Genomic DNA, 20,810 nt, shown 5'->3' on the forward strand with positions numbered 1-20,810 from the left:
AAGCTTTCATAAGCAAAAATAAGCTTAAAAATTTGCTAAATTTAAAGATCTTAATGAAACAATAGCTATTTTTTGTTATAATTATGCGAAATTTCAAGGAGCATTTTTTTGGACCCTAGCCAGATACCCCCTGCTATAAATGCAGGATATTCTACACTTATGATCTTCGTTGCCTTTATTTTTGTCTTTTTGAATGGTTTTTTTGTTCTTTCTGAATTTAGCATTGTTAAGGTTCGCCGCTCTAAGCTAGAACAGCTTGTCAAGGAAAAAAAGCCAAATGCAAAGCAGGCTTTAAGGATTAGCTCTGAGCTTGATACCTATCTTAGTGCTTGTCAGCTTGGCATCACCCTAAGCTCACTAGCACTTGGGTGGATAGGAGAACCTGCCATTGCAAAGCTTTTGTCCTTTTGGCTTTCTGGTTTTAATCTTTCAAGCACCCTACTTCACACCCTTTCTTTCATCATAGCCTTTTCTTTGATCACCTTGCTACATGTGGTAATTGGTGAGCTTGTACCAAAAAGCGTTGCCATAGCAATGGCCGATAAGACAGCACTATGGGTGGCAAGACCCTTGCATATCTTTTGGATACTCTTTTTGCCCCTCATTAAAAGCTTTGATTTCTTAGCTAGAATTTCTTTGAAATTAATAGGCGTAAAACCAGCCAAGGAACACGATGAATTGGTGCTTTCTGAGGAAGAAATTAAGATCATAGCAAGTGAGAGTCAAAAGGGTGGAGTTTTAGACGAGTTTGAAACAGAGATCATAAGAAATGCTGTGGATTTTAGCGACATAGTGGCAAAAGAGGTGATGACTCCAAGAAAGGATATGATTTGCCTTAATAAAAACAAATCCTACAAGGAAAATATGAAGATAGTAAGCGAGAGCAAACACACGAGATTTCCTTATATAGACGAATCAAAGGACAATATCCTAGGAATCATTCACATTAGAGATCTAATGCAAAATGAGATCACACAGGGCAAAAAAGACTTAGAGGACTTTGTGCGCCCTATCTTTTTAGTGCCTGAAAATGTCAGCATCTCTCAGGTGTTAATTCGTATGAATAAAGAAAGAACACACACAGCCTTGGTGATGGATGAGTATGGAGGCACAGCAGGGCTTATCACTATGGAAGATATAATGGAAGAAATTGTGGGTGATATAAATGATGAGCACGATGATAAGGGGGAAAATTACAAAAAACTAGCCGAAAATGTCTATGAATTTAAGGGTCGCTGTGATATAGAAACTGTTGAGGATCTGCTTTTAATTAGTTTTGATGATAATTTAGAGCAAAATACCATAGGTGGCTATGTCTTTAATCTCTTGGGTCGTTTGCCTGTTGTTGGCGATAAGATAGAGGATGAGCTTTGCCTTTATGAGGTAAAAAAGATGGATCAAAACTCCATAGATACCATTAAGATCATCAAAAAAACTGAGTGAATTTAAAGCCACGCGAATTCAAAACTCCTTGCTAAATTTTATAATTCTTACTATCTTGTAATGCTTTATAATTGTTTCTTGAAAGCATTTGAAATTTAAACACTTAAACCGTGTTAAACTCTTGTAAGCTCTTTTGAGATCCTTTGTGTCAAAAAGCTTCGGCATAGCTATGGCTTAAATATGGCACTTTAGCCTACAAAACCTTTGCATATCTTTTTAACTCTTTTGCAAAAAAGTATTATCACGCAAACTTGTCATTTTCTTATATTTTGCACACATTTTCTAAGACAAAACGCTTTTTTAAAAACCTTGTTTTTAAAAATGGTAACTTTTAAAGGATTTTTAAAATTGTGTGAAAGATAATGTGCAAGGCTTAGGCAAAGTTAAACTGCTTTAAATCACTCTTTTAAAACCGTGAATTTTTTATAAAATTTAAAAAAACACATACAAAGCTATGCTAAAATACTACAACTTCATACAAAAGGATAAAAAATGAGTTCAGTAGTTCAGTTTAGAATGGACAGCACAGACAAGGCAAATTTTGAGCTAATACTTAAAAATATGGGACTTGACATAGGCACAGCCTTGCGAATGTTTGCCGCAAAGGTCATAAACACAGGTGCCATACCCTTTGAAGTAAGCTCAAATATAGATCCAAGCACCATTATGACGAAAGAAAATCTAAAAGCCTACAAGAGAGCGAAAAAGGATTTAGCGGAGGGCAAGACCATAAGTCTTGAAGAATTAAAGGCAAAGTATGGCGTATAGGCTACAAACGCATAAATCAGTGGATAAATTTCTAGCCAAACACAAGGATATGAGACAAAGAGTCCTTAACAAACTTGAACTTCTAGCCCAAAACCCCTACCAAAACGGCCTTGACATAGCTAGGCTTGAGGGCTATGAGAACCACTACAGATTAAGAATTGGCAAATACCGTTTGCTTTATGAAATCATAGAGTCGCAAATCCTAATCTATGCCTATGACATAGACAGCAGAGGGGGTATTTATAAATGAGTTTCACAAAACTGCTAAAAGCTAAGTGGCAATTCAAGATAAGTAAATTTTTACAAGCTCTTAAAAAATTGCAAACAAAGCCTTAAAAATTGCTAAAATAAAGTCAAAAATTCACATCTTTGTGTGAATTTTTGTGAATTTAAGGCATAAAATCCTTGCTTTGTTGTTTTTTGTTTTATATAAGGTGCTAAAATATTCTTTTTTAAAGAAAAATATCTTAAAATCATCAAGAGTTCTGGCTCTTAAAATAGCAATTAAAAAGGCAAAAAAGCTACAAAGACTCTTTAAGTAATAAGAGTTTAAGGGATAAAAGTTTAAAAGGACAAAAGGCAGATAATGCAAAAAGGGTGTATGAAAAAAGATAGTAGGATCTTTGTAGCAGGACACAGGGGGACGCTGGGTTCGGCACTGCTTGATGAGCTTAAAAAAGATGGCTACACGCAAATTCTCACAAGAACTCGCCAAGAGCTTGATTTGACAAATCAGCAAGCTGTTAGGGACTTTTTTGAAAAGCAAAGACCTGAGTTTGTGTTTTTTGCGGCAGTTCTTCCTTGTGGGGCTTCAAATTTTAGGCAAAGGGCAGATTTTATCTACGAAAACACCGCTATGCAAACAAATATCATTCATTCTTGCTTTAAATTTGGGGTAAAAAAGCTCATTTGCTACGGCTCTGGCTATATGTATCCCTATCTTGCACAAAATCCACTCAAAGAAGAAGTGATGCTAAAAGACGAGATGGAGTATAACGCCACTCCCTTTGGGCTTGCCAAGATAAATCAAGCTCTAATGTGCGAAAGCTTTAACTTGCAGTATAATACAAATTTCATCTGCCTTGCCATTAACAATCTCTACGGCACAAGGGCAAATTTTGATTTTAACAAAAGCAGGGTCTTACCTGCCTTGCTTCGCAAATTTCACCTTGCCAAGCTCTTAGAAAAAGGCGATGAAAAAGGGCTTTTACAGGATTTAAATACACATTTAGTTAGCAAAGAAAACAAATTTAACTCTCTTAAAGACTCAGAAACTTTCCTAAACTCTTGGGGCATTAGCAAGGATAAAGTGGAAATTTGGGGCACAGGCAAGGTTAGGCGGGAGTTTTTACATAGCATTGATGCTGCAAGGGCTAGTATTTTTGTAATGCAAAATGTGGATTTCAAAAACTTGCATAATAACGAAAAAGAGATAAAAAACACCCACATAAATGTAGGCACGGGGGTGGATTATAGCATTAAAGAAGTAGCTTTGATGATAAAAGAAGAGCTTGGCTTTAAGGGCGAGATTTATTTTAACGCAAGCCGCCCTGATAGCTCTATGGACCGCCTTATGGACATTTCAAGGCTAAACTCACTTGGCTTTAAGGCTGAAATTTCATTAAAAGAAGGGATTAAAAAGATGTATGCTTATTATCTAGCCTCTACTGCGGGGGGGGGGGGGTAACCCATCTACTCGCTCTTACAACTACCTTAAAAACTTTCTCTTATTTTCACATTTATCTTATCTTGCTCTTGCAAGTAATTTGCTTTAAAAGGTTGAACTATGAAAAAAGATAGTTTAATCTTCATTGCAGGTCATAAGGGACTTGTGGGATCAGCTCTTGTAAAATTACTTCAAAAAGAAGGCTTTGAAAATCTACTCTTAAAGACCCACGCCGAGCTTGATTTGTGTAATCAAGCAGCCACAGAAAGCTTTTTTGCCACTTATAAGCCTGAGTTTGTCTTTTTTTGTGCGGCAAAGGTTGGGGGTATGCTAGCCCAGCTTGATTTAAAGGCGGATTTTTTATATCAAAATTTACAAATGCAAAGCAATGTCTTGCATTTTGCCTATAAATATGGGGTTAAAAAGCTAGTATTTTTAGCATCCTTTTGCGTATATCCTGAATTTACCCAACTTCCCATCAAAGAACGGTCTATGTTAAGTGGGTATTTACAGCCAAATAACGAGCCTTACGGCATAGCTAAAATCGCAGGCATAAAATCTTGCGAATACTACAACACTCAGTATAAAACCCACTTCATAGCCCTTGCGCCTGTTAGCGTGTATGGGGCAAATGATAATTTTAATCTCAAAAGCTCTCACGTGCAAGCTGCCATTTTTAGAAAGATTTATCTTGCCAAGCTTTTGGCTGAAAATAAAAAAGAGCTTTTAATGGCTGATTTAGGCGCAAAAAGCTACGAAGAAGCCCTAAATTTTATGCAAAAACACAAACTTTTTAAGGATCACATACAAATGCTAGGCACAGGAGCTCCCAAAAGGGAGTTTTTGCACTGCGATGATCTAGCAAGGGCAGCCTTTTTTGTGATGCAAAGGGTTAGCTTTAAGGACGCTTGCGAGTTTGACGCAAGGGGCAAATGCCTATCATCTCATCTTAATGTAGGAAATGGGGTTTTAGTATCTATAAAAGAGCTAGCCTATGCTATAAAGGACATTGTAGGCTATAAGGGTGAGCTGATTTTTGAAAAAAGTTCAAAGCAAGATGGCACAGTAGAAAAGCTAGCTGATCTTAGTAAATTAAATGCACTTGGATTTAGGGCTGAAATTTCATTAAAAGCTGGCTTAAGGGCTATGTATGAAGATTATGCCTTGAAGAATCAAGCCCTTGCTTTAGCCCTTGCAAATGGGGGGGGGGGGGGGTAATACTTCCCTATCTTTATCTTGCCTTAAAATTCACGGCTTTTTGCCTTGCTTGTCGCTTTACTTCAAGCCAAATTCAAATTCTTGTTTTATCTTTTATTTTATCTTTAAAATTCACTCAAATTTACAAAGTTTCTTTGAATTTAAACAAATTCAAGCCTTTTTATATTTTGCTATTTTTACAAACTCAAATAAATTCACGCCTTTTGCACTTTCAAAAGATTTCAAAAGCTCTTGCAAATTTGCAGCTTAAAGGACTTGCAAATGAAAAAAGACGATAAAATTTACCTAGCAGGACACAGCGGAAATGTAGGCTCTTCTTTGCTTAAAGCCTTTAAACAAAAAGGCTTTAATAATTTAATTTTAAAGCCCCACAGTGAGCTTGATTTAAGCAAGCAAGAAGCTGTGAGTGAGTTTTTTGACGAGCAAAAACCCGACTTTGTCGTGCTTTGTGCGGCAAAATCAGCTGGTATGCAAGAAGCAAACGCAAAAAGGGCGGATTTTTTATACGAAAATTTGATGATACAAAACAATGTCATTCACAGTGCCTTTAAAACAGGGGTTAAAAAGCTAATCTTCCTAGCCTCAACCACCATTTATCCAAAGTCTTGCCCCCAGCCCATCAAGGAAAGCTATCTGCTTGATTCCAAGCTAGAATACAACTTCGAAGGCTACGCCATAGCCAAAATCGCAGGGCTAAAACTTTGCGAGGCTTATAATCTACAATATGACACAAATTTCATCACAGTTGCTCCCTCTTCACTCTATGGCACAAAGGACAAGTTTGATTTAAAAAGAGCTCAGGTCCTACCAGCGCTGATGCGAAAGATGCACCTTGCAAAATGCCTAGCAAATAAGGACGAAAAAAGGCTTTTAGCGGATATAAATAATTTTTTGGATGAAAAAATTCACAGTTTAAAAGAAGCAAGGGCTTATTTAAAGTACTTTAATATAAGCGAGAAAGGCGTTGGGGTCTGGGGAAGTGGGAAGGCTAGAAGGGAGTTTTTACACTGCGATGATCTAAGCCTTTCTTTGATAGCCTTGCTTGAAACTGTGAATTTTAAGGACTTAAAGGGGCTTTCTCATTTAAATTTAGGACCTGGCTTTGATATAAGCATAAAAGAGTTAGCCTTTTTAATCAAAGACACCGTGGGCTTTAAGGGCGATTTAATCTTTGATAGCACAAAGGATGAGGGCACTTTAAGAAAGCTAGTGGATATTAGCAAGATGAGTGAGCTTGGCTTAAAGGCAACAATCTCCCTTGAAGATGGGATAAAAAGCCTTTATAAGCATTATTTAAGCACTTATAATGGGGGGGGGGTAATACCCCTTGATCTTGTTTTAGAGTTTATATTTGCTTTAAAGCTCACGCAAATACAAATTCAAGCTTTTGAATTTGCACTTACATTAAAGCTCACGCAAATACAAATTCAAAGCCTATTTTTGAATTTAGCACTTGTTTTAAAACTATTTCAAAATTTAGATTTAGATTTTAAACTAGCCTTAAAACTCAGTTTAAAGCTAATTTTAGGATTCACACTCTATCTTTTCTTTACATTCATACAAAAACTTGTTTTAAAATGGCTTTTTATTAAAAAAGAGTTAGGTTTTCCACACAAGCTTATCAAATTACTCATTTTAAATAAAAGCAAAGAAAGCATTTTTGAGATATTTCGCTTCGCTCAATATGACAAAGATCTATACCTTGTTAAAAAAACGTGTTTATATTTTAAACCCTATCTTGCCTTAAAACCAAGTTTAAATTTTGTTTTAGCACTCACACTTAAATTCACACAAACTCAAGTCCTTGCCTTGCTTTTAAATTCATTCAAAAGCTGGCTTTTATTTTTAAGCACTGAAATAAACTCAGATTTTTCAAGGCTTAACTTCACTCAAAAATTGCTAATTTTATCTTTTTTTATGCACTTTTTCTTTACAAAACAGAGTTTTACAAACAAGCCAAATTACCATTTTTTCATACATTCACACGAAACACTCGCAGCACAAATTCAAAGGATACACAATGAAAGCCTTACAAAAACTCGCACTAAGACAGCACAAATTCACGCCAAAACAGCACAAGAAAGGATGAAATGATGAAAAATGGACAAGAAATTCAAGCCAAACTTAAATATGTCAAAATCCAAACCCTAAAACTTCACAAGATAGAACCCATAGTTCGTGTGGCTTCGTCCTTATCTTGCATTGAGCTTTTAACGACTCTGTATTATGGAGGTTTTATTAGGTTTAATCCAAAAAACCCACTTGATGAGACAAGGGATAGATTTATTATCTCCAAAGGACACGGCTCGATTTGCCTTTATCCTATCTTGGCGGATTTGGGCTTTTTTGACACAAAAGAATTAGAAAAGATAGGGCAAAATGGCTCCTTTCTTGGCACCATACCAGAGCCTACTATACCAGGCTATGAAACCATAAACGGCTCCTTAGGACACGGACTTGGCACTGCTTGTGGGCTTAGCCTTGGGCTAAAAAAGCAAGGCAAAACACAAAATGTGCTTTGTTTGATGGGCGATGGGGAGTTAAATGAGGGTAGCGTTTGGGAGGGCATAATGTTTGCAGCCCAGCACAAACTTGATAATTTAAGCATCATCTTAGACAAAAACGGTGCTTCTATGCTAGGCTTTACAAAGGATATTATTGATTTAGACCCTCTAGCACAAAAATTCAAAGCCTTTAATTTTGATGTTTTTGAGATAAAAGATGGACACAGTCCAAGTGAAATTTATGATGTTTTCAAAAAGGTTTTACCATTAAGGGGGGCTAAGCCAAAGATCATCATAGCTAATACCATCAAAGGCAAGGGGGTTGAGTTTTTAGAAAAGGATCCGCTTTGTCATATCTTGTCTATAAAGTCTGATGAGATTGACGAGCTTATAAAAAGGATAGAAAATGATTAAGACAATGAGAGATGCTTTTTTAGAAGAGCTATTTGAAAAAATGAAACAAAACGAGAAAATCATCATAATCAGCGTGGATTTTGGTGCTCCTGTTTTGGATAAAATTAGAAAGGAATGTCCCAAGCAGGTCATAAATATAGGCATAGCCGAGCAAAATGCCATAAATGTTGGCGTGGGGCTTGCTTTGGAGGGCTTTATAGTTTATATATATGCCATTGCACCCTTTATTTCTATGAGAGCCTTTGAGCAAATTCGCGTAAATATGGCTATTTTGAGTGAATTTAGAAAGATGAGAGTAAATATAATCGCTGTGGCAGTTGGGATGAGCTATTCTACAAGTGGGGCAACCCATCACTGTTTAGAAGATCTATCTATCATTAAAACCCTACCAAACATTGAAATTTTCTCTCCAAGTGATTATTTACTAGCAAGGGGCTATGTTGAAAGAAGTTTGAATAAAAACGGTGCAAAATATATTAGGCTTGACGGCTCAGCAGGTGAAGCCTTGCAAAATGATCTTAGCGAGTTTGACAAGGGCTTTAGGGTGCTACAAGATGGAAACAAGCTTTGCATTATTAGCACCTCATATATGAGTGCAAGCTTAACCAAGCTTGTGGCAAAATATCCAAGCATTAAGCTTATAGACTTATACCTTATAAACGCTTATGATTACAGCTCCTTGAAAAAAGAACTAGAAAATTTTAGCACAGTTATAACAGTAGAAGAAGGCTTTAAAAATGCAGGTGGGCTAGATGCTGAGATAAATTTTAATTTCAAGGATAAAAAAGTGCTAAATATAGGGCTTAAAAAGAAATACTGCCTTGATGTTGGAGGACGCGAGTTTTTACACGAAAAATGCGAAATTGACACAAAAAGTATAGAAAGGGTGATAAAAGAGTGCTTATAACCCACAGCAATCTAATAGTAGAGGTGATGGAGGCAGGTAAAATGCTAGATGCGACCGTTGCTACTATGCCCTTTATCAACTCGCAAGATAAAGATATTTTAGAATTGATTAAGGGCTATGAAGCTGTTTTTGTGATAGAAGAGCATTTTGCTTATGGGGGTTTGGGTGCTTTTTTGAAAGAGGGTTTTGATGAAGATCTAAGTTTAAATTCAAGGGCTGGTTTTGGCACACAAGAAAATGCGAATTTAAATTCAAAGGATGGCTTTAAAGCAGACACAAATTCAAAGTTAAATTCAAAGGACGGTTTTAACACACAAGAAAATTCAAGCTTGAATTTGAATTCACAAGATAATTTTAAAGCGAACTCGAATTTAAATTCAAAAGACGGTTTTAGCATACAAGCAAATTCAAACTTGAATTTAAATCAACAAAAAATTCACCAAATAGCCCTGCCAAATAAATTCATACACAAGGTAGGAAATCAAGGCTTTTTAAGAGAGTATTTTGGTTTAAACGCAAGGGGCATTGTTAAAAGAGTAAAGGATATAAATGCACTATTTCACTCTAAATAACGGCATTAAGATCCCAGCCCTTGGCCTTGGAACCTTTGGCTTAGAAAATGCTCAACAATGCGTAGAAGATGCCCTTGAATTAGGCTACAGACTAATAGACACAGCACAAAAATATGCCAACGAAAAAGACATAGGAAGGGCATTGAAGGTGGCTTTAAATTCAGGGCTTAAAAGAGAAGAGCACTTCATACAAAGCAAGCTTTGGATAAGCCATACCGATAAAAAGGGCGCGCTAAAAGCCTTTGATGAGAGCTTAAAGAATTTGGGGGTGGATTATTTGGATTGCTATATGCTTCATTATCCCTTTAATGATCTTTATGCAGCCTACAAAGAATTAAGCAAACTTTACAAAAAAGGGCTAATAAAAGCACTTGGGGTTAGTAATTTTTACCCTGATAAACTAGCCGATCTTTGTATATTTAACGAAATTAAGCCTTGCTTAAATCAGCTTGAACTTCATCCTTTTTATCAAAGAAAAAAAGAGCTTTCTTTTAATCACAATTTAAATATAGCAGTACAGGCCTGGTGTCCCTTAGCTCAGGGCAAAGACATTTTTACAAACAAAATACTAAGCAAAATAGCCAAAAAACACAGCAAAACCGTAGCACAGATCATTTTGCGTTGGCATATAGAAAATAAGATCATAGTCATACCAAAAAGCACAAACAAGCAAAGATTAAGGGAAAATATTGACATCTTTGATTTTAGCTTGGATGAAAGCGATCTAAGTGAAATTTCAAGGCTTGATACAAATAAAAGCTTGTTTTTAGAGCTTTTTGGCTATGAAAGGATTAAGTGGCTTGAGGGCTTTAAGTCTTTGGCGTCTGTGAATTTTAATGCTGTAAATGCCCTTGCTAGTAAAAATATAGAACTAAACAACACTCAAAGTAAGGGGGGGGGGTGGTAATACTCCCCTTTTTCTATCTTCATCTTGCCTTAAAATTCAAAGCACACTTTGTGCTTTTATCCTTTTTTATACAGTTACTCTTTTTTACACTTTTTACACTTTTTACACTTTTTACACTTTTTACACTTTTTACACTTTTTACACTTTTTGCTATCTCTTTACAAACACTAATTTTCTCACACGGTTTTGTCATTTTAAGCTCACAAAAACAAAGAAAGAAACTTTCAAACAAGCCTTTTGTGCCTTTGTCATCATTGAAAATTTCATTATTTTTCAAGCTCTTCACATTGTTTCAAATTTCAAAACAAGAAGGCAAATTTCAAGCACCAAAACAACAGTTCAAAGTATGTGTGAATTTATGGACACAAATTCACAAACTCATCTTTTTTCAAAGCATTTTACACATTTTCATCTTTTGCAAGCAAACGACTTGTTTAAATTCAAAAAATCTTCTTTTCACTCAAAAACAACTCACGGTTTTCAAACTTTCAAAAAAGGAGCATAAATGAAATTATTTGAATTTTTAGCTGAATTTTATGAAAAAATCAAGCTAAAAGAATTACAAAAACTAGAAAACAAGGTGGTGTTTATCACAGATGCAAACGGACTTGTAGGTGGGAATCTTTTAAGCTATTTGCATTTTTTAAACAAAAAGCAAGGGCTTAAAATGAAGCTTATAGCTCACTCTTTTTCGCCTCCGCTTAAATGGCTACCAGATGGAATTGAGTATTTAAGCGGGGATTTGTGCGAGTTTAAGCCAAATTTTCATTTTGATTTTTTAATCCACGCAGCCACCTACGGACAGCCAAAAAAGGTCTTTGAGTATCAAAATGCCACAGTTAGGCTAAATACCACAGCCTACATAGAGCTTTTAGAACAGGCCAAGCTTTGCAAGGCTACCGTGCTTTTTTTAAGCACTTCTTCAATTTATGGGGAGATTCCACTTGAAAAAAGCCCAGCAAAAGAAGATTTTGTGGGAAGTGTTAATTGCACTAACTTTGCTTCACTTTATGCAGAATCAAAAAGAATGGCTGAGTGCATAAGTAGCATTTATGCTGCAAACGGGCTTGATCTGCGTGTGGCTAGGCTAGCCATAGCTTATGGGGCTGGGGTGAAAATTGATGATAAAAGATTTATAAATGAGTTTATCAAAAAAGCCTTGCAAGGCGAGCTTACTATGATGGATAGTGGGGTGGCTGTAAGGCAGGTGTGCTTCATTAGCGATGCCATTGAAATGCTTTTAAATGTGATGCTCTCAGCCAAAGATAGAGTTTATAATATAAGTGGACTTTTTGATGAAAAGGTTGGCACTGTGGCAAGCATAGCTAAGATCATAGCCAAGCACACGCAAAGTAAGCTAGTTTTTCCAAAAGAAGAAAAGGGAGTTGTGGGTGCTTATAATAGTGTGGTAATAGACATTGGCAAATACTGCAAGGAATTTGACAAAAAGGACTTTGTGAGCCTTGAAACGGGGCTTAAAAAGAACATTGAGTGGATTAAATTTTTAAAAGGAGTGTGAGTTTTTGTGATGTCTTTAAAGTGCTTACCGTCAAAGCCGGCTAGCTTTTTGGTGTTTGGTAAAGTGCAAGGATTTTCAGCATTTGGCAATGCTTCATTTAAAAATGTATCTAAATTTGCGTGAATTTATAGTTTTTTGCCTGAATTTTTTAGAAAATTCACAAAAAATTCACGCAATTTTATGAAGTTGGCTGTGGATACTTCGCCTTTCTATGAAAGGCTCAGTATGACGGATATTTGTCATTCTGAGTGGAGTGCGTAGCACGAAACGAAGAATCCACGATTTAAAGGCGACTTTGATTTTAAAAGGCTTGATTTTAAAAGTCGCCCTTGATTTTTATGGATTCTTCGCATTCGCTCGCAATGACGAAGTTGGCGTGAATTTTTTAGAAAATTCACAAAAAATTCACATCAAATTTTATTAAGTAAGGTATGCCTTTTGTAAAAATTATCTAAGTATTTGCAAGCTTTATCATCAAGCCTAAATATCAAAAATCTAAAAAAGCTAAGAAAGTATGCTATAATGTTGGTAAAATTTTGTGTTATGGTAGCAAGAATATGAACTCAAAAGCAACAATGATCGTTGATTATAGCAAATATAGCTTTGAAAGACTTTTTAAAGAACTTAACAGCACAAGCGAGAAAATTGCTAAGCTAAACAGCCAAAAAAAGACCTTGCAAAACAAAAAGGCCAAAATAAAACATGCATTAAAGAATAAGCCTAAAATCCCCACAGACAAGACGAAAGAAGCCTTACTACACTCTCACACAGTTCTTAAAACACGAAACTACGATGACTTTGAAAGGTTAATTGAAAGCGAATAAAATGCGTGAAATCAGCTTTCAAAATACCTACATACAAGATTTTAAGCTAGTAAAAAAACAGGGCTGGGATTTAGCAAAGATTAAAAGCGCTATAAGCGAGTTGCAAAATTCAGACATTTTAGATAAAAAATTACGAGATCACGCACTTGTAGGAGACTTCAAAGGCTATAGGGAATGCCATGTTTATGGGGATTTAATTATAATATATAAACGAAACAAAGACAGTTTAATACTTTATAGGATAGGCAGACACCAGGATCTGTTTAAGGGATATTAAGAATTTTTTAGCTTGTAAATAATTATTTTGTCATTCAAAATCCTTACTATATAGCTTAAAGCTCATAAATTAAGGGCATTTTCATCACTTCTTGTATTTTGCGATTTAAAATAAGGAATCTTTGTCTAAGATTAATGCTTTTTTGAATAGGAGTCATTTTTTAAAAACTTCACGCAAAGCCTTAAAATTTGCCACTTATAAGCTTTTATTTAAGTTTTTTTATTAAAATTACAAGATCTATCTCACAAAAAAGGACAAGAATGACAAAGATAAACTACTCCCTTGCAAGTAGCACCTGGGATGAAAAAGAATTAAATGCCATAAATGAGGTGATTAAGAGTGATTTTTTCACTATGGGCGAGAAGGTAGCTCAGTTTGAAAAGGACTTTGCGTCCTTTGTAGGCAGCAAGTTTGCTGTGATGACAAGTTCTGGCTCAGCGGCAAATCTCATCGCCACAGCTTCTCTTTTTTACACCAAAAAGCCACTTTTAAAAAGGGGTGATGAGTGTATAGTTCCTGCTGTTTCTTGGAGTACGACATATTTTCCACTTTATCAATATGGGCTTAAATTAAAATTCGTAGATATTGACTTAAAGACGCTAAATTATGACTTAAAAGCCTTAAAAAAAGCCATTTCAAGCAAGACAAAGATGATAATGTGCGTGAATTTGCTAGGAAATCCAAATGATTTTGAGACAATTTTTAAGCTGATTAAGGGGAAAAACATTATCATCTTTGAGGATAATTGCGAAAGCCTTGGTGCTACTTACAAGGGCAAGCAAGCAGGAACCTTTGGGCTTGTGGGAACCTTTTCTACCTTTTACTCTCATCATATGGCTACTATGGAGGGAGGCTTTGTGGCGACAAATAACGAAGAAATTTATCATATCTTGTTGAGTTTAAGGGCACACGGCTGGACTAGAAATTTGCCTAAACATAATCTTGTAAGTGGGGTAAAAAGTGAGGATTATTTTGAGGAAGCCTTTAAATTTGTCCTTCCTGGCTACAATGTCCGCCCCGTTGAAATGAGCGGTGCTATCGGCATAGAACAGCTTAAAAAGCTGCCAAGGTTTTTGCAAAATCGCCGCGAAAATGCAAGGTATTTTGTAGAGCTTTTCAAGGATAGCAAGGATTTTATCATTCAAAAAGAAATTGGCAAATCAAGCTGGTTTGGCTTTTCTTTTATCATCAAAAAGGACTCAAAGCTAAAAAGAAAAGAAGTTCTCAAAGCCTTACAAGAGGCTGGCATAGAATACCGTCCTATCAATGCTGGGGATTTTACTCAAAATGAGGTTATAAAATACCTTGATTATGAAATTGACGGCTCTCTTAAAAACGCAAAATACCTTGATAAAAAGGGCTTTTTCGTTGGTAATCACCAAATTGACATCAAGCCCCAACTTAGTCTGCTAGCTAAAAGCCTTTATGCTTTAAGCAAGCAAAGCGTGAATTTAAGCAAGCTTATTGACAAAACTTCTGCAAGTTGTATAAATTCACGCACTGCAAACGAGAGAGAGAGAGAGAGAGTAAGAACCCTTAATAATGCTTCTTTCAATGTTTCTTTCATAGCCAAAACCACAAACAAAGCCACTTCTTCCTTGGAGGTGGCTTGATGGCTATGGAATTTGATATACAAGAATCAAGCAAGATTAAGGGCGTTTTCATCATCACTCCAAATAAATTCAGCGATCTTCGTGGGGATCTTTGGACTGCTTTTACAGAAGATCATCTAGCAAAGCTCTTGCCAAAAAATCTTCACTTCAAACACGATAAATTCATAAACTCACATTTTAATGTCCTTCGCGGAATTCACGGCGATGTAAAGACCTATAAGCTAGTTACTTGCGTTTATGGGGAGGTGCAACAAGTGGTAGTAGATGCTAGAAAGGAAAGTCCAAGCTACTTGCAATGGGAAAGCTTTAACATAGGACCTAAGAATCAAAAGCTTATCCTAGTGCCACCAAATATGGGAAATTCACATTATGTGCTTTCAAAGGAGGCTGTTTATTATTACAAACTTGCTTATGAGGGCGAGTATTTAGACTATGATGAGCAATTTACTTTGGCTTACAACGATCCTAAAATCAATGTCAAATGGCAGTTAAAGGCTGACAAGCCCATACTTTCAAATAGAGACATTGAGGCAAGTTTAAATAATGGTTAAATTTAGCTAGAAAAAGATGTGAATTTTTTGGCTACAAAAAATGTTAATTTTTACAAAATGCTTTGTCATTTTGAACGCGTGCTAAAAAACCGTATTTATGCAGAAATGCCTTGAATTGACGACTTTTAGCCTACCTTGTAGGCTCAAAATGACAAAGTAAAGACTTTAAAAAAATATTTAAAAATAGCAAAAAATTTACGCAATTTTATGAAGTTGGCTGTGGATACTTTGCTACGCTCAGTATGACGAGTTGGTGGATTGTGAAGGTTTTACTCACTTTTCTCATAAAATCTCGCAATGACTGAGTGTAAGCGTGAATTTTTTATAATTTTTGGCAAAGGCGTGAATTTTTTAAGATTTTTTAAAAAAAATTTACAAAATGTCGTCATTGCGAGACTTTGTAAGCATTAGCGTGCAAAGTCGTGGCAATGCGTAGTCAAAAAGCTGTGAATTTTCCATTTTTAAATCATCTAAAAACCAAAAAAACATAAAAATTTACGCCTTTGGGTGTAGTGGATTACCACGCCCCCCACTTCATCAAATCTCGCAATGACGAAAAATCCGTGAATTTTTTGAGAATTTCACAAAAAAATTCACGGAAATTTCAAAAAAACCCAAATTTAAAGGCTACTAAAATTTGCAAAAATCCCAAAATTCAGCGGTTCAAAGGCACCCTACCCTTTTTTATCTCATCTCGCCAATGATTTAATAAGTCTTTAAACATCTGCTTTGCCGCAATTTCAGGCTTCCAGTCTATGAATTTTTTTATTTTAGTATTATCAAACATTTGATAGTCTGCATCTATAGGACGCAAGCGGTTCTCATCCACTTCTATTTTTATGTCCTTTCTCGTGCTAAAAGAAAGCAAAATTTCTATTACCTCAGGTAGTTTAAAGGCTTCCTCACCTGCTATGTTAAAGCATTCTCCATTTGGAATCTTGCCCTCCTCACAAGCCTTTGATAACAAAAAATAAGCCCTTATCGCATCGCGGCAATCTTGAAAGGTGCGGGTGCTACTAAGATTTCCTACCTTGATGACATTTTCTTGCAAATTTGCCTCGATTAAGGCTATTTGCTTTGCCACCGTGCTTTCAAAGAAAACATCGCTTCTTCTTGGACCTGAGTGAGTTCCCATTCTCGTTACAAAGCTTTTAATTTTATAAGCCTCCCCATAAAAACGCCCCAAATAATCCGTGCCTATCTTGCTTAAACTATAAGGACTTGCTGCGTGAAAGGGGGTGTCCTCATTTAGCAAAATGCCCTTTTTTGCCCGCCCATAAACCTCACTTGATGAGCAAATATGCACAACTGGGTCATAACCCTCCCTTTGCCTTAGAATTCGCACATTTTCAAGCAAATTCGCCGTGCCTATGATATTGGTTTGCAAGGTTTCAAGGGGGATGTCAAAAGATGTTTTAGGAAAGCTTTGAGCTGCTAGGTGAAAGATAAAATCAGGCAATTTGTTCTCAATCAAACGGCTTAAACTAGCAAAATCGTTTAAATCTGCGTAAAAAATCTCTATCCTGTCCTTGCGGTTTATGCGTTCTGTTAGATGATAGATATTGTCCATACTTTCTTGCCAACGCATTAGCCCAACTATATGATAATTTGTGTTTTCAAGCAAGTAATCAGCCATTTGTGAGCCAACCTGACCTGTAAAGCCTGTAATGAGAGCGGTTTTACCCATGAACTTCCTTTTAATGCTAGCCTTTGAAAAATTCAAGCATTTAACTGTGAATTTTTTTGGCATTTTTGAAATTGGCATTTTTGAAATTGGCATTTTTGAAAAATGCGTGAAATTTTTGTTTTGAAAATTAGACTTTTCAAGTGAAATTAAAATTCACAAAGAGCCTTTTTGTAAGGTTTTAATTCATTTTGTGTTTTTTGATCTTTGTAGCTTTTAGTGCGTAAATTTAATGAAAGATTACTTTTTGTGGCTATAATTTTTAATCAAAGTTTTGAAAAGTCTAATTTTCAAACAAAAAATTAAAAAGGACAAAGATGCCACAAAGGGTTTTAATTACCGGAGGTGCTGGCTACATAGGCTCGGTTTTAACGCCTACCCTACTTACCAAAGGCTATGAGGTTACAGTGCTTGATAATCTTATGTTTGATCAAATCTCCCTTCTTTCTTGTGCTTGCTACAAAAACTTTCGCTTTGTAAATGGTAGTGTCTTAGACAAGCCCTTGCTTGAAAAAGAAGCCGCAAAAGTAGATATAATCATCCCCCTAGCCGCCCTTGTAGGTGCTCCACTTTGCAAGCAAAATCCAAAGCTAGCAAAGATGGTAAATTTCGAGCAGATTAAAATTCTAAGCGAGCTAGCCTCCAAAGAACAACTTTTCATCTATCCAAACACAAACTCAGGCTACGGTATAGGCGACAAGGATAGCTTTTGCGATGAAAACTCTGCTTTAAAGCCTATCTCTCAATATGGACAAGACAAGGTCGAGGCTGAGCTTTGCTTACTAGAAAAGGGAAACGCCGTTACTTTTAGGCTAGCCACTGTTTTTGGGGTTTCACCTAGAATGAGGCTTGATTTGCTAGTAAATGATTTTACTTATAGGGCTTATAAAGATGGCTTTTTGGTGCTTTTTGAGGAGCATTTTAGAAGAAATTACATACACGTAAGGGATGTGGTAAAGGGCTTCATACACGGCATAGAAAATTACTCAAAAATGCAAGGAAACGCCTATAATATGGGACAAAGTGCGGCAAATCTCACCAAAAGGCAACTTGCAGAAAAGATTAAAACTCACATCCCCCGCCTTTACATACACTCAGCAAAAATAGGCGAGGATCCTGACAAAAGAGATTACCTAGTAAGCAATGCAAAGCTTGAAGCCACGGGCTGGAGGGCGGATGTAAGCCTTGATGAGGGCATAGAGGAGCTTTTAAGAGCCTTTGAGATGATGAGGGTAAATCGCTTTGCGAATGTGTAGGGCTTTGAATTTGAGTGAATTTTTTGGGATTTTTTGATATTTTTTGTGAATTTTTTATGCTGTCAGCAAGAAAGTGTGAAGTTTTTGGGAGTTTTTATAAAGGGCGTGAATTTTGTGGCAAAAAGGAGTGAATTTTTTAGGATTTTTGTGAATTGTTTCGTCAAATTTTAAAAAAAATTCACGCTTTTTTGTGAATTTTTATAAAAAATTCACGCAAAATTCAACAAAAAGAAAGGATAAAATGCAAGAAAAGAAAAAAGCCTTAATCTACGGCTTAGGGCGAAGGGGTAGGCAAATAGCTGAGCTTATTTGCTTTGATTATGAGCTTTTAGGCTTTGTAGATGAGCTTTACAAAGAAAGCCAAATCACCATAAACAAGCAAGTTTATAGGGTTTTTAACAGCAATGATGAAGCCTTGCTAAATTTGGACTTTGATAAGGTTTTTGTCGGCTTGTTTGAGATGCAAGAGGGGGTTGATAATTTGCAAAAACTTGGCGTAAAGCCTGAAAAAATCGACACTAGCTTGGGGCATTTTGATGCAAGGGTAGATTTTATCCGCTCTTTAAGCATTCACTTTCAAAAGTATAGGATAAAGGGTAGTGTAGCTGAGCTTGGAGTGTTTCAAGGTGATTTTGCAAGATTTATCAATAAATTTTTTAGCTCAAAGTGCTATTTGATTGATACTTTCAGTGGCTTTGATGATAGAGATGTCCAAAAAGAAGGGCAGGAAGGTTGTGTTGATTTTATAGAGGGCGAATTTACAAATACTTCCATAGACTTAGTGAGATCAAAGCTCTCGCGCCCTGAAAGGGTGCAATTTATCAAGGGTTATTTCCCACAAGATGTGCTAGGAAAGATCCCAAATGAGGAGCAATTTTGCTTTGTAAATCTTGATATGGATCTAAAAGAGCCTATTTTAGCTGGGCTTGAATACTTCTACCCAAGGCTAGTGGGGGGGGGGGGGGGGTAATACTCATAGATGATTATTATCACCTACGGTTTAAAGGAGTTATGGAAGCTGTGGATAAATTCGCCTTTGATAAGGGCTTAATGCCTTATCCCATAGGCGATGGCAAAAATGCGTTTTTTATAAAAAGGTAATTTTGTAAAATTATTTGAGTTTTTGTGAGATTTTTGCAGTTTGTTAAAAAATTCACAAATGTTCTAAATTTTGTGTAAATTGTAAAATTTGATTAAAAAATTCACGCAAATTACAAAAGAAAGGAAAAGGGAAAATGAAAAAAGATGATCTTGTGTCCTTGCAAGAGGCTTTAAGTGCTTTGTCGCATCAAATAGAAAATCATCAGCAAAATAAGGCTGTGAATTTAAGGGTTAAAAGCCTTGTAAATGAGCTGAATAATAAATTTACTCAAACTCAAAGCGATCAAATGCAAGAAGCACTGTCCTTGCTAATAGCAGCGATCTGCGATGAAAAAGGACTTGGACGGCTAAATTTAATGCTTTATAATGCAAGGATTCCCCCAAAATACTATGACATTTTCTATCAAATGTTAGCTGAAAATATGGGGGGGGGGGGGGGTAGCCCTTCTGAAAATGTGGGTAGCCTTTCTCAAAGGGGTAGCCCTTCTCAAAATGCTGAGTTTTTTCAAAATAACAATGCTTTTGAAACTTGTAGCACTTCTCAAGCTAAACAGCAACTCAGCGAGAACGAGCCTTTTAAAAACGGTGAGCTTGCAAGTTTAGAGCCTTCTTACAATAATGAAGTTTCAAAGGCTAGGTCTTCCTTGCAAATACAAGAAGATAAAGCACCCATTGTCATTGACTGCGGGGCTCACGCTGGGCTTGTTAGCGATCTTTGTTTGCACTGTGGGGCAACTGTTTATGCCTTTGAGCCAAATATTTACTTGCAATACTTCTTAAAACGCAAATTTGAGGGCAAAAAGGCAAGGCTGTATCAAAAGGCAGTTGGTGTTAAAAACTATAAAACAAGCTTTAAGGTATTTCAAGGAAGGATCTTATCTCAGGGAAACCGCGTAGTTTCAAGCGTGCAAGATAAAGAAACTTCTCAAAGCTATGAGGTAGAGGTCATAGATCTTTGCGAGTTTATAGAAAAAGAATTTATAACACAAAAGAAGCAAATTTATCTTTTAAAGCTTGACATTGAGGGGGCTGAGTTTGAGATTTTAGAAAAACTCATAACCAAAAAGCTTTATAAGCACATAAAATTCATAGCTTGTGAAACCCACGAGTATATGTTTAAGGACGGCAAAGCAAGGCTTGAAAAACTTAAAGCCCAAATATCAAAAGCAAAGATTACAAATATCTTGCTAGATTGGTGTTAAGTTTTAATCTTGCTTTTATGTGTGATTGAAATAAGGCTCAATCCAACTTAAATTGTGTTTTTAGAGCAGGTTTTAAAAAACTGTTGCTAAAAATTCAAGGTTTAAGTTTTGTGAATTTTTGTAAAGGTCGTAAATTTTTTAGAATTTTTGTGAATTAAGAAATTCACAAAAAATTCAAAGAACTTTTACTATAAAGAATTCATTTTGCAAGCTTGTGAATTTTTTGCAGTTTTTAGACTGAGAGCTTTTAAAAAAGGCTTTTTTCAAAAAGGTATTGCTTTGTCATTTTGAGCGAAACGAAGTGAAACGAAGAGAAGTGTGAAGCGAAACGAAGTGAAACGAAAAATCTCTATTTGAATGTTTGTCATTTTGAGCTTTTGCTAG

Annotated in this window: 22 protein-coding genes and 1 pseudogene; 22 read left to right on the forward strand and 1 reads right to left on the reverse strand. The window is 36.0% G+C overall.

Going from position 1 to position 20,810, the window contains the following annotated elements:
• Positions 1 to 108: 108 nt before the first annotated feature.
• The 18 genes and pseudogenes from DMC01_RS01925 (at position 109) to DMC01_RS02005 (ending at position 15,183) form a co-directional block, all read left to right on the forward strand.
• On the forward strand, positions 109 to 1,443 hold the full coding sequence (locus tag DMC01_RS01925) for a hemolysin family protein (RefSeq protein ID WP_427846087.1): 1,335 nt from the start codon (positions 109 to 111) through the stop codon (positions 1,441 to 1,443).
• 492 nt (positions 1,444 to 1,935) lie between these two features.
• Positions 1,936 to 2,211, forward strand: coding sequence for a type II toxin-antitoxin system RelB/DinJ family antitoxin (locus DMC01_RS01930; RefSeq protein WP_142692612.1), 276 nt, complete (start codon positions 1,936 to 1,938; stop codon positions 2,209 to 2,211).
• Complete coding sequence (locus DMC01_RS01935; protein ID WP_142692613.1) at positions 2,201 to 2,461, forward strand: type II toxin-antitoxin system RelE family toxin; 261 nt, start codon at positions 2,201 to 2,203, stop codon at positions 2,459 to 2,461. Before DMC01_RS01930 ends, DMC01_RS01935 begins: the two co-directional genes overlap by 11 nt.
• Positions 2,462 to 2,812: 351 nt before the next feature.
• Entirely contained in the window at positions 2,813 to 3,898 is a 1,086-nt protein-coding gene (locus DMC01_RS01940) for an NAD-dependent epimerase/dehydratase family protein (RefSeq protein WP_142692672.1), read from the forward strand.
• Positions 3,899 to 3,997: 99 nt separating this feature from the next.
• Positions 3,998 to 5,095, forward strand: coding sequence for a GDP-L-fucose synthase family protein (locus tag DMC01_RS01945; RefSeq protein WP_142692614.1), 1,098 nt, complete (start codon positions 3,998 to 4,000; stop codon positions 5,093 to 5,095).
• The gene (locus tag DMC01_RS01950; protein ID WP_142692615.1) at positions 5,076 to 5,345 is read left to right on the forward strand and encodes a hypothetical protein; all 270 of its coding nucleotides are present in this window, start codon (positions 5,076 to 5,078) and stop codon (positions 5,343 to 5,345) included. The genes DMC01_RS01945 and DMC01_RS01950 overlap by 20 nt, the downstream gene beginning before the upstream one ends.
• A gap of 11 nt (positions 5,346 to 5,356) precedes the next feature.
• The gene (locus DMC01_RS16140; RefSeq protein ID WP_142692616.1) at positions 5,357 to 7,189 is read left to right on the forward strand and encodes a GDP-L-fucose synthase family protein; all 1,833 of its coding nucleotides are present in this window, start codon (positions 5,357 to 5,359) and stop codon (positions 7,187 to 7,189) included.
• Entirely contained in the window at positions 7,189 to 8,013 is an 825-nt protein-coding gene (locus tag DMC01_RS01960) for a transketolase (RefSeq protein ID WP_221887119.1), read from the forward strand. The genes DMC01_RS16140 and DMC01_RS01960 overlap by 1 nt, the downstream gene beginning before the upstream one ends.
• Positions 8,006 to 8,920 carry a transketolase family protein gene (locus DMC01_RS01965; protein WP_142692618.1) on the forward strand — a complete coding sequence of 305 codons (915 nt, stop codon included), beginning with the start codon at positions 8,006 to 8,008 and terminating at the stop codon, positions 8,918 to 8,920. The genes DMC01_RS01960 and DMC01_RS01965 overlap by 8 nt, the downstream gene beginning before the upstream one ends.
• The gene (locus DMC01_RS01970; protein WP_142692619.1) at positions 8,911 to 9,492 is read left to right on the forward strand and encodes a transketolase C-terminal domain-containing protein; all 582 of its coding nucleotides are present in this window, start codon (positions 8,911 to 8,913) and stop codon (positions 9,490 to 9,492) included. The genes DMC01_RS01965 and DMC01_RS01970 overlap by 10 nt, the downstream gene beginning before the upstream one ends.
• Positions 9,470 to 10,399: an aldo/keto reductase gene (locus tag DMC01_RS01975; RefSeq protein ID WP_142692620.1), complete on the forward strand. Its 930-nt coding sequence runs from the start codon at positions 9,470 to 9,472 to the stop codon at positions 10,397 to 10,399. Before DMC01_RS01970 ends, DMC01_RS01975 begins: the two co-directional genes overlap by 23 nt.
• 505 nt (positions 10,400 to 10,904) lie before the next feature.
• Positions 10,905 to 11,918, forward strand: coding sequence for an NAD-dependent epimerase/dehydratase family protein (locus tag DMC01_RS01985; protein ID WP_142692622.1), 1,014 nt, complete (start codon positions 10,905 to 10,907; stop codon positions 11,916 to 11,918).
• A 135-nt stretch (positions 11,919 to 12,053) separates the two neighbouring features.
• Positions 12,054 to 12,179 carry a hypothetical protein gene (locus tag DMC01_RS15730; RefSeq protein ID WP_282432224.1) on the forward strand — a complete coding sequence of 42 codons (126 nt, stop codon included), beginning with the start codon at positions 12,054 to 12,056 and terminating at the stop codon, positions 12,177 to 12,179.
• A 34-nt stretch (positions 12,180 to 12,213) separates the two neighbouring features.
• On the forward strand, positions 12,214 to 12,342 hold the full coding sequence (locus tag DMC01_RS15735) for a hypothetical protein (RefSeq protein WP_282432225.1): 129 nt from the start codon (positions 12,214 to 12,216) through the stop codon (positions 12,340 to 12,342).
• Positions 12,343 to 12,493: 151 nt separating this feature from the next.
• Complete coding sequence (locus DMC01_RS01990; RefSeq protein WP_142692623.1) at positions 12,494 to 12,742, forward strand: hypothetical protein; 249 nt, start codon at positions 12,494 to 12,496, stop codon at positions 12,740 to 12,742.
• Position 12,743: 1 nt separating this feature from the next.
• A complete protein-coding gene (locus DMC01_RS01995) occupies positions 12,744 to 13,019 on the forward strand; it encodes a type II toxin-antitoxin system RelE/ParE family toxin (protein WP_142692624.1) in 276 nt (91 codons plus the stop codon).
• 260 nt (positions 13,020 to 13,279) lie between these two features.
• A pseudogene (locus DMC01_RS02000) lies at positions 13,280 to 14,443 on the forward strand (DegT/DnrJ/EryC1/StrS family aminotransferase); the annotation flags it as partial.
• 188 nt (positions 14,444 to 14,631) lie between these two features.
• On the forward strand, positions 14,632 to 15,183 hold the full coding sequence (locus DMC01_RS02005) for a dTDP-4-dehydrorhamnose 3,5-epimerase family protein (protein ID WP_142692626.1): 552 nt from the start codon (positions 14,632 to 14,634) through the stop codon (positions 15,181 to 15,183).
• A 655-nt stretch (positions 15,184 to 15,838) separates the two neighbouring features.
• On the opposite strand, the gene DMC01_RS02010 is transcribed toward DMC01_RS02005, so the two are convergent.
• A complete protein-coding gene (locus DMC01_RS02010) occupies positions 15,839 to 16,870 on the reverse strand; it encodes a GDP-mannose 4,6-dehydratase (protein WP_142692627.1) in 1,032 nt (343 codons plus the stop codon).
• On the opposite strand from DMC01_RS02010, the gene DMC01_RS13085 reads away from it, so the two are divergent.
• The 4 genes from DMC01_RS13085 (at position 16,851) to DMC01_RS02025 (ending at position 20,426) form a co-directional block, all read left to right on the forward strand.
• Positions 16,851 to 16,994, forward strand: a complete 144-nt coding sequence (locus DMC01_RS13085) for a hypothetical protein (protein WP_185908599.1) — start codon at positions 16,851 to 16,853, stop codon at positions 16,992 to 16,994. The two genes, DMC01_RS02010 and DMC01_RS13085, sit on opposite strands and share 20 nt — an antisense overlap.
• 190 nt (positions 16,995 to 17,184) lie before the next feature.
• Positions 17,185 to 18,123 carry an NAD-dependent epimerase/dehydratase family protein gene (locus DMC01_RS02015; protein ID WP_142692628.1) on the forward strand — a complete coding sequence of 313 codons (939 nt, stop codon included), beginning with the start codon at positions 17,185 to 17,187 and terminating at the stop codon, positions 18,121 to 18,123.
• A gap of 190 nt (positions 18,124 to 18,313) precedes the next feature.
• Positions 18,314 to 19,093: a TylF/MycF/NovP-related O-methyltransferase gene (locus DMC01_RS02020; protein ID WP_142692629.1), complete on the forward strand. Its 780-nt coding sequence runs from the start codon at positions 18,314 to 18,316 to the stop codon at positions 19,091 to 19,093.
• Positions 19,094 to 19,358: 265 nt separating this feature from the next.
• Entirely contained in the window at positions 19,359 to 20,426 is a 1,068-nt protein-coding gene (locus DMC01_RS02025) for an FkbM family methyltransferase (protein WP_246058944.1), read from the forward strand.
• Positions 20,427 to 20,810: the final 384 nt, after the last annotated feature.

The organism is Campylobacter troglodytis (assembly GCF_006864425.1).
Lineage (GTDB): Bacteria > Campylobacterota > Campylobacteria > Campylobacterales > Campylobacteraceae > Campylobacter_D > Campylobacter_D troglodytis.

Coding starts and splice junctions, on each gene's coding strand:
- DMC01_RS01930 (WP_142692612.1), top strand. CDS start 1,936: ATGAGTTCAGTAGTTCAGTTTAGAATGGACAGCACAGACAAGGCAAAT.
- DMC01_RS01935 (WP_142692613.1), top strand. CDS start 2,201: ATGGCGTATAGGCTACAAACGCATAAATCAGTGGATAAATTTCTAGCC.
- DMC01_RS01940 (WP_142692672.1), top strand. CDS start 2,813: ATGAAAAAAGATAGTAGGATCTTTGTAGCAGGACACAGGGGGACGCTG.
- DMC01_RS01945 (WP_142692614.1), top strand. CDS start 3,998: ATGAAAAAAGATAGTTTAATCTTCATTGCAGGTCATAAGGGACTTGTG.
- DMC01_RS01950 (WP_142692615.1), top strand. CDS start 5,076: ATGGGGGGGGGGGGGGGTAATACTTCCCTATCTTTATCTTGCCTTAAA.
- DMC01_RS16140 (WP_142692616.1), top strand. CDS start 5,357: ATGAAAAAAGACGATAAAATTTACCTAGCAGGACACAGCGGAAATGTA.
- DMC01_RS01960 (WP_221887119.1), top strand. CDS start 7,189: ATGAAAAATGGACAAGAAATTCAAGCCAAACTTAAATATGTCAAAATC.
- DMC01_RS01965 (WP_142692618.1), top strand. CDS start 8,006: ATGATTAAGACAATGAGAGATGCTTTTTTAGAAGAGCTATTTGAAAAA.
- DMC01_RS01975 (WP_142692620.1), top strand. CDS start 9,470: ATGCACTATTTCACTCTAAATAACGGCATTAAGATCCCAGCCCTTGGC.
- DMC01_RS01985 (WP_142692622.1), top strand. CDS start 10,905: ATGAAATTATTTGAATTTTTAGCTGAATTTTATGAAAAAATCAAGCTA.
- DMC01_RS01990 (WP_142692623.1), top strand. CDS start 12,494: ATGATCGTTGATTATAGCAAATATAGCTTTGAAAGACTTTTTAAAGAA.
- DMC01_RS01995 (WP_142692624.1), top strand. CDS start 12,744: ATGCGTGAAATCAGCTTTCAAAATACCTACATACAAGATTTTAAGCTA.
- DMC01_RS02005 (WP_142692626.1), top strand. CDS start 14,632: ATGGCTATGGAATTTGATATACAAGAATCAAGCAAGATTAAGGGCGTT.
- DMC01_RS13085 (WP_185908599.1), top strand. CDS start 16,851: ATGAGAGCGGTTTTACCCATGAACTTCCTTTTAATGCTAGCCTTTGAA.
- DMC01_RS02010 (WP_142692627.1), bottom strand. CDS start 16,870: ATGGGTAAAACCGCTCTCATTACAGGCTTTACAGGTCAGGTTGGCTCA.
- DMC01_RS02015 (WP_142692628.1), top strand. CDS start 17,185: ATGCCACAAAGGGTTTTAATTACCGGAGGTGCTGGCTACATAGGCTCG.
- DMC01_RS02025 (WP_246058944.1), top strand. CDS start 19,359: ATGAAAAAAGATGATCTTGTGTCCTTGCAAGAGGCTTTAAGTGCTTTG.